Source organism: Nostoc spongiaeforme FACHB-130, assembly GCF_014698475.1.
GTDB lineage: Bacteria > Cyanobacteriota > Cyanobacteriia > Cyanobacteriales > Nostocaceae > Nostoc_B > Nostoc_B spongiaeforme.
This window is the reverse complement of sequence record NZ_JACJTB010000064.1, coordinates 25754-32514: the sequence shown is the minus strand read 5'-3', so window position 1 is coordinate 32514 and position 6761 is coordinate 25754. Positions and strand designations below refer to the sequence as shown.

6 protein-coding genes and 1 pseudogene are annotated in these 6761 nt (G+C 40.3%); all 7 read left to right on the top strand.

Annotated elements, in window-relative coordinates; translation table 11 throughout:
- The first annotated feature begins 216 nt into the window (after window positions 1–216).
- Window positions 217–2505, top strand: a complete 2289-nt coding sequence (locus H6G74_RS28435; RefSeq protein ID WP_190970925.1) for a tetratricopeptide repeat protein — start codon at window positions 217–219, stop codon at window positions 2503–2505.
- A gap of 20 nt (window positions 2506–2525) precedes the next feature.
- A complete protein-coding gene (locus H6G74_RS28430) occupies window positions 2526–2843 on the top strand; it encodes a DUF2281 domain-containing protein (protein WP_190672641.1) in 318 nt (105 codons plus the stop codon).
- Complete coding sequence (locus tag H6G74_RS28425) at window positions 2836–3201, top strand: type II toxin-antitoxin system PemK/MazF family toxin (RefSeq protein ID WP_190590554.1); 366 nt, start codon at window positions 2836–2838, stop codon at window positions 3199–3201. Before H6G74_RS28430 ends, H6G74_RS28425 begins: the two co-directional genes overlap by 8 nt.
- A 21-nt stretch (window positions 3202–3222) precedes the next feature.
- Window positions 3223–3321 (top strand): annotated as a pseudogene (locus H6G74_RS31670) (DUF2887 domain-containing protein); the annotation flags it as partial.
- A 6-nt stretch (window positions 3322–3327) separates the two neighbouring features.
- Window positions 3328–3645: a hypothetical protein gene (locus H6G74_RS28420; protein WP_242051374.1), complete on the top strand. Its 318-nt coding sequence runs from the start codon at window positions 3328–3330 to the stop codon at window positions 3643–3645.
- A 298-nt stretch (window positions 3646–3943) separates the two neighbouring features.
- Window positions 3944–5245: a dihydrolipoamide acetyltransferase family protein gene (locus H6G74_RS28415; RefSeq protein WP_190970924.1), complete on the top strand. Its 1302-nt coding sequence runs from the start codon at window positions 3944–3946 to the stop codon at window positions 5243–5245.
- Between the two features lie 254 nt (window positions 5246–5499).
- On the top strand, window positions 5500–6594 hold the full coding sequence (locus H6G74_RS28410) for a patatin-like phospholipase family protein (protein WP_190970923.1): 1095 nt from the start codon (window positions 5500–5502) through the stop codon (window positions 6592–6594).
- Window positions 6595–6761: the final 167 nt, after the last annotated feature.

The window sequence follows — 6761 nt, the reverse complement described above, 5'->3', positions numbered from 1 at the left end:
ATCGTTCTCAAAAACCTCCCGGCATTTCTACTTTGATTTGTGGGCTACGTCAATTTGAATACTTCTTTCAGGGCTGGAAACTTGCTCTGTGTAAGGATGTGTGTACACCGTAGCCTTTACAAGGGGGGATTAAGGGGGGTATTAATTGGATTAAAACCATAACATAGAATTTTTAAAACATGCTCTGAAACTATCAAGCATCAAACAGTTAAAACTATGTCACTAGAACTAACTGATTGGGATCAGGATTTACCGTCACAAGCAGAAGAAGAATATCAAGCCTTAGTGCGTACGCTTAATTTTACAGAAGGATTTGGGTTATTATTTGTGCGTTGCTCTCCGGCTGGGGGTGAGCAGTTAATTACCAAGGTAAAAACAGATATTAGTAATAAAAATATTCAAATATTGCGACTTCAGCAAGCAGTAAATAATTTATATGAAATAATTGATAATTTAGAGAATAAATCAGAAATCAATATTTTATTTATTACAGGTTTAGAGCATTCATTTTATGAATATGAAGAATGCAAAAGCTTACAGGGTTGGCAGAGTAAAGATATTTATTCATACAGTTGGAAAGGTGTACCACCTATTTTAATAAACCTGAACCAACAACGAGAACGGTTAAAGGATAAATTTAATATCTGTTTTGTGTTCTTGCTACCGATATTTGCAATTAAATATTTTATTCAACGTGCGCCAGATTTTTTTGATTGGCGTTCTGGTTTGTTTGAATTTCCTATGGATTCGGAAACATTAGCACAAGAGTCATCGCGCGTTATTCAGGAAGGAGATTATGAGAAATATCTCACTCTCGCCCCAGAAGAAAGAACTAAAGAAATACTCAGAATTCAAGAATTAATTGCAGAAGACAATCAAACACATGAACGACAATGTGAATTACTGTTTAAACTGGGAAGATTGCATTCTGCTGGACAAGGTTATAAAGAAGCGATCACCTCTTATGATAAGGCCTTAGAAATTAAACCAGATTACCACCAAGCTTGGAACAATCGAGGGAATGCGCTACGGAATTTAGAACGCAATGAAGAAGCGATCACATCCTACGACAAAGCTTTAGAAATTACACCTGATGAGCCTTTACCTTGGAACAATCGAGGGAATGCGCTACGGAATTTAGAACGCGATGAAGAAGCGATTGCATCCTATGACAAAGCTTTAGAAATTAAACCAGATTATTACCTAGCTTGGAACAATCGGGGGTATGCACTAGGGAAATTAGGACGCAATGAAGAAGCTATCGCATCCTACGACAAAGCTTTAAAAATTAAACCAGATTATTACCTAGCTTGGTATGGACGTGGGATTGCGCTAGGGAATTTAGGACGTAATGAAGAAGCTATCGCATCTTTTGACCAAGCCTTAGAAATTAAACCAGATTACCACCTAGCTTGGAATAATCGGGGGATTGCACTGGGGAAATTAGGACGCAACGAGGAAGCAATCGCATCTTTCGACCAAACCTTAGAAATTAAACCAGATTACCACCTAGCTTGGAATAATCGGGGGATTGCACTAGGGAAATTAGGACGCAACGAAGAAGCAATCGCATCTTTCGACCAAACCTTAGAAATTAAACCAGATTACCACCTAGCTTGGAATAATCGGGGGATTGCACTAGGGAAATTAGGACGCAACGAAGAAGCAATCGCATCTTTCGACCAAACCTTAGAAATTAAACCAGATTACCACCTAGCTTGGAATAATCGGGGGATTGCACTAGGGAAATTAGGACGCAACGAAGAAGCAATCGCATCTTTCGACCAAGCCTTAGAAATTAAACCAGATTACCATGAGGCTTGGAACAATCGGGGGATTGCGCTGGGGAGTTTAGGACGCAACGAAGAAGCGATCGCATCCTACAATAAAGCCTTAGAATTTAAAACTGATGACTACCTAGCTTGGTACGGTCGGGGGAATTCGCTAGGTAAATTAGGACACAATGAAGAAGAGATCGCCTCTTATGACAAAGCTTTAGAAATTAAACTTGATTACCATCAAGCTTGGAATAATCGGGGGTATGCGCTAGATAATTTAGGACGCTATGAAGAAGCAATCGCCTCATACAATAAAGCTTTAGAAATTGAACCTGATGAGTATTTACTTTGGAACAATCGGGGGAATGCGCTAGGGAATTTAGGACGCAATGAAGAAGCAATCACCAACTATAACAAAGCCTTAGAGATTAAATCTGATTACCACGAAGCTTGGTATAATCGGGGGATTTCGCTACGGAAATTAGGACGCTCTGAAGAAGCGATCGCCTCATACAATAAAGCTTTAGAACTTAAACCTGATTTCTACCAAGCTTGGTACAACAAAGCTTGCTATTATGCACTTCAAGGTAATATTGAGCAGGCATTAGAAAATCTACAACAAGCAATTAATCTCAATCCTGACGAATATCGAGAAATGGCAAAAACTGACTCTGATTTTGATAATATTCGACATGATAAAAGTTTTCAAGCATTAATTCAAGGTTAGCTACTGAGCAGTTAAAAAATATGTCAGACACAATCGATATTGAACAAGCTATATTAGAAAGTCTCCGAAGTCTCTCCCATGACAAGCAACAAGAAGTGTTAGATTTCGTAGAATTTCTTGTGCAGAAAACTGCCAATCAAAAGCATTTAGTGAATGAAGCTGTATCCAAACCACAAAAACGTTTATCTCTCCAAGAAATTGCTAGGCTACCAATAGCAGAACGGCACAAAATCCTAGAACCTTTTATTGCAGCCACAGCCGAAGATTTTTTAACTGACACTGAATTAACTGAGTTTTCGGTTTTAGACGGCGAAGATTGGGAGATAGAAGATGACTAATCCCAAAAAAGGTGAAATTTGGCTAGTACAACTCGATCCCACCAGAGGACAGGAAATCCAAAAAACTCGCCCTGCTGTTGTGATTAGTTCTGATATTTTCAGTTCTATAGCCATGCGAATTATTATTCCGGTAGCAACATGGCAACCTAAATTCCAAAATCGCCCTTTCATGATTCCCATTCAGCAAACTGATGAAAATGGCTTAGATACAAACTCAGCAGGTAATGTTTTGCAAGTCCGTAGTGTAACAACTCAGCGATTTGTTCGGTGTTTAGGAAAAGTATCAGCAGCCGTTATGGAAGAATTACTGATTGCCTTATTTCTTTGTGTTGATTACGATCCTGAAAACAAAAACTGAAATTAAAAGCAACTATCATTTATTTTATTAAGTAAAGATACAGCCATCCAAAGAAAAATTTTAGAATTAATAGAGGCGATTCTTGTTAATAAGTTTCCTAATTTGAGCAGGGAGGAGATAAAGGCAATGTTAAGTTTGGAATTAATTAGAGGTACAAGAGTATATCAAGAGTTAAAAGAAGAAGCTAGAGAAGAAGTTAAACAAGAAGTCAAAGAAGAACTCAAGGCAGAAGCTAGGGAAGAAGTTAAACAAGAAGTAAAGGCAGAAGTTAGAGAAGAAGTCAAGCAAGAACTCAAACAAGAAGTTAAGCAAGAACTCAAGGCAGAAGTTAAAACAGAAATGATTGCCAAGCTGCTGCAACGTGGAATGAGTGTAGAAGAAGTAGCGGAGATATTAGAGTTAGATGTGGAAGTTATTAGAAATGTAGCAGGTGAGCAATCATAAAGCTGGTCAATAAGAGGACAAGGGGTATGGTGTAGGGTGCAGGGGGAATTGAGGAAGCCCCGACTCCCTCATTGGTGCGCGACTTCAGACCATTGGTGCAACCCCGGTCAGTTTCCCAAAGCTCGGCTGTGCGCTGCAACAATAGGCGAGAATTAATAATTTTCAGCACCGTCCAGATATTGTTGACTGCGCGGTGACATAAAATAGAAAGTCTAAAACTCTCTAGCCAAGATACAATTCGATCTGGCAAAAGCTGTTAAAGTCCATAAATTATTTATCGATTCTGAAACCACCATATATGAGCATTCACGAAATATTCATGCCGGCGCTTAGTTCCACCATGACCGAAGGTAAAATTGTTTCTTGGGTAAAATCGCCAGGGGATAAAGTGGAAAAGGGCGAGACAGTGGTGGTTGTCGAGTCAGATAAGGCAGACATGGATGTAGAAACCTTTTATGAAGGTTATCTAGCTCACATCATTGTAGAAGCTGGTGGCACTGCGGCTGTAGGTAGTGCGATCGCTTATGTAGCTGAAACTGAAGCAGAAATTGAAGCTGCAAAATCTCTCGCTAATTCCGGTAGCACTGCGGCGACAACTCCTGCGCCTGAAAAAGTACCAGCAACAGCCTCTGTCGGCGCACCCACCGCAGCCGCTCAAAACGGTAACGGCTCGAACCACAAAGAAGGTAGACTCGTCGCTTCCCCCCGCGCCCGCAAGTTAGCCAAAGAATTAAAAGTTGATTTAACCAGCCTCAAAGGTAGTGGCCCCTACGGTCGTATTGTGGCTGAAGATGTGGAAGCTGTAGTGGGTAAGGCTAAACCAGCCGCTCCCGTAACCCCTGCACCAACTGTTGCACCAGTTCAACCAGCAGCACCAGTCCCAGCCGCACCAGCGCCAGTTCCCGCCGCAGCCAGCAGTGCAGTTTCTGGTCAAGTTGTACCTTTCACGACTCTGCAAAATGCTGTAGTGCGGGGTATGGTTGCGAGTTTAGCTGTACCTGTTTTCCGTGTAGGCTACACCATTACCACCGATGGTTTAGATAAGCTTTACAAACAAATTAAATCAAAAGGCGTGACCATGACTGCACTACTGGCGAAAGCTGTTGCAGTCACATTACAAAAACATCCATTAATCAACGCCAGCTATTCTGAGCAGGGAATTGTCTACCATTCTGATATCAATATTTCTGTCGCTGTGGCAATGGATGACGGAGGATTGATTACACCTGTATTGCGGAATGCAGACATGGTAGATATTTATTCTCTCTCACGCAATTGGAAATCTTTAGTAGACCGCGCTCGCGCCAAACAATTACAACCTGATGAATACAACAGTGGAACTTTTACACTGTCTAACTTGGGGATGTTTGGTGTCGATACTTTTGATGCCATTTTACCACCAGGACAAGGTTCAATTCTGGCGATCGGTGCGGCTCGTCCCCAATTGGTAGCAACACCCGATGGTTTATTTGGAGTGCGCCAACAAATGCAGGTAAATATCACCTGTGACCACCGCATTATTTACGGCGCTCACGCCGCCGCCTTCCTGCAAGACTTGGCGAAGTTGATTGAAACTAACGCCCAATCTTTAACACTGTAACTTATAACCGCAGGCAGAATAATTTGAGATTTTTGCCTGAATTTATGATGCTCTGACCGATAAAACTGAATTAACAAAATCAAAAATAGAGACTTGGATTATTGAATAATTCAGGTCTCTGTTTTTATGTTAACGACTAGTAATAATACTGAACGCATAGTATTTATAGCAACTATATTATGGGAGACATCTACAGCTAGTTGGCTAGTTGATTTCGCAAACAACAGCCAGAAACATAGGGATTAGGAGATTATATGGCTTATCGCTACAAAATATTGTCGATTGATGGAGGTGGTATTCGTGGTATCATTCCAGGAATTATTCTGGCGGAAATTGAAAAACGTACAGGTAAACCGATTTGTCAGCTATTTAATTTAATTGCTGGAACCTCTACAGGAGGGATTTTATCTGCTGCTTTAACTAAGCCACATCCCAATAATCCCAGTCAACCACATTTTAAGGCGGTCGATTTAATTGACATCTATCGCAAAGAAGGAAAGCGGATTTTTGCTGAATCTCCACTAGCAAAAAGTCTCAAAATTGATGATATTTTAAAAGCAAAATATTCTTCTAAAGGCAGAGACGAAGTTTTAACAGAATATTTGCAAGATACTTTCCTCAAGAAAGCACTAACTGACTTGTTTATTACTAGTTATGATATTGAATTGCGGATGCCGATTTTCTTTGTCAATAATGTCAAAGACCAAAAATTAGGTGAAAACTTCCGCAAAGTTTGTGATGGTTACACCATGAAGCAAGCAGGAATGGCGACTTCTGCTGCACCAACTTATTTCAAACCTTATAAAATTGATACAGCCGACCCGACAAATGGCGGTTATTATGCCTTGGTGGATGGTGGCGTATTTGCCAATAATCCTACATCTTTGGCAATTATGGAAGCTTTGATTTCATCTGCTAGACCTGACCCGCAAAACCCTGACAAAAAAGCTCTGACTATTAACGATATTCTGGTAGTTTCATTAGGTACAGGCTCTCTGAACCGTCGATATAATTACGATCAAGCTGTGGATTGGGGTTTGGTTCAGTGGGTACAACCGTTGCTGAATATTACCTTGGATGGTAGTAGTGAGTCCGTAGCTTGTCAATTAGAGCAGATGTTACCACAAGCTGACGGTTATCCTAAACAATACTATCGTTTTCAACGACAATTAACTAAAGCTAATGACAATATGGATGATACTAGTCCAGAAAATATTGCTCGATTGATCACATTAGCACAGCAGATAATTGAGCAACGAGATTCAGAATTAAATGAACTTTGTCAGCAGCTAAAATCAGGAATTAATGCACAAGAACAGCCTGAAAAATCAGTTCTTGTTGGGAGATAGTAAAGCATATAAACCCCTCAGACTTCCAGTTTGGGACTATACAAACAAAGCCTGCACTTCGACAAGCTTAGTGACCACCTTTGCGGGCTAATTATATGCTTGTTCATATCGATTTGGTATTCCATCATTATGTAGAGATGCAATTAATTGCATCTCTATTATTTATA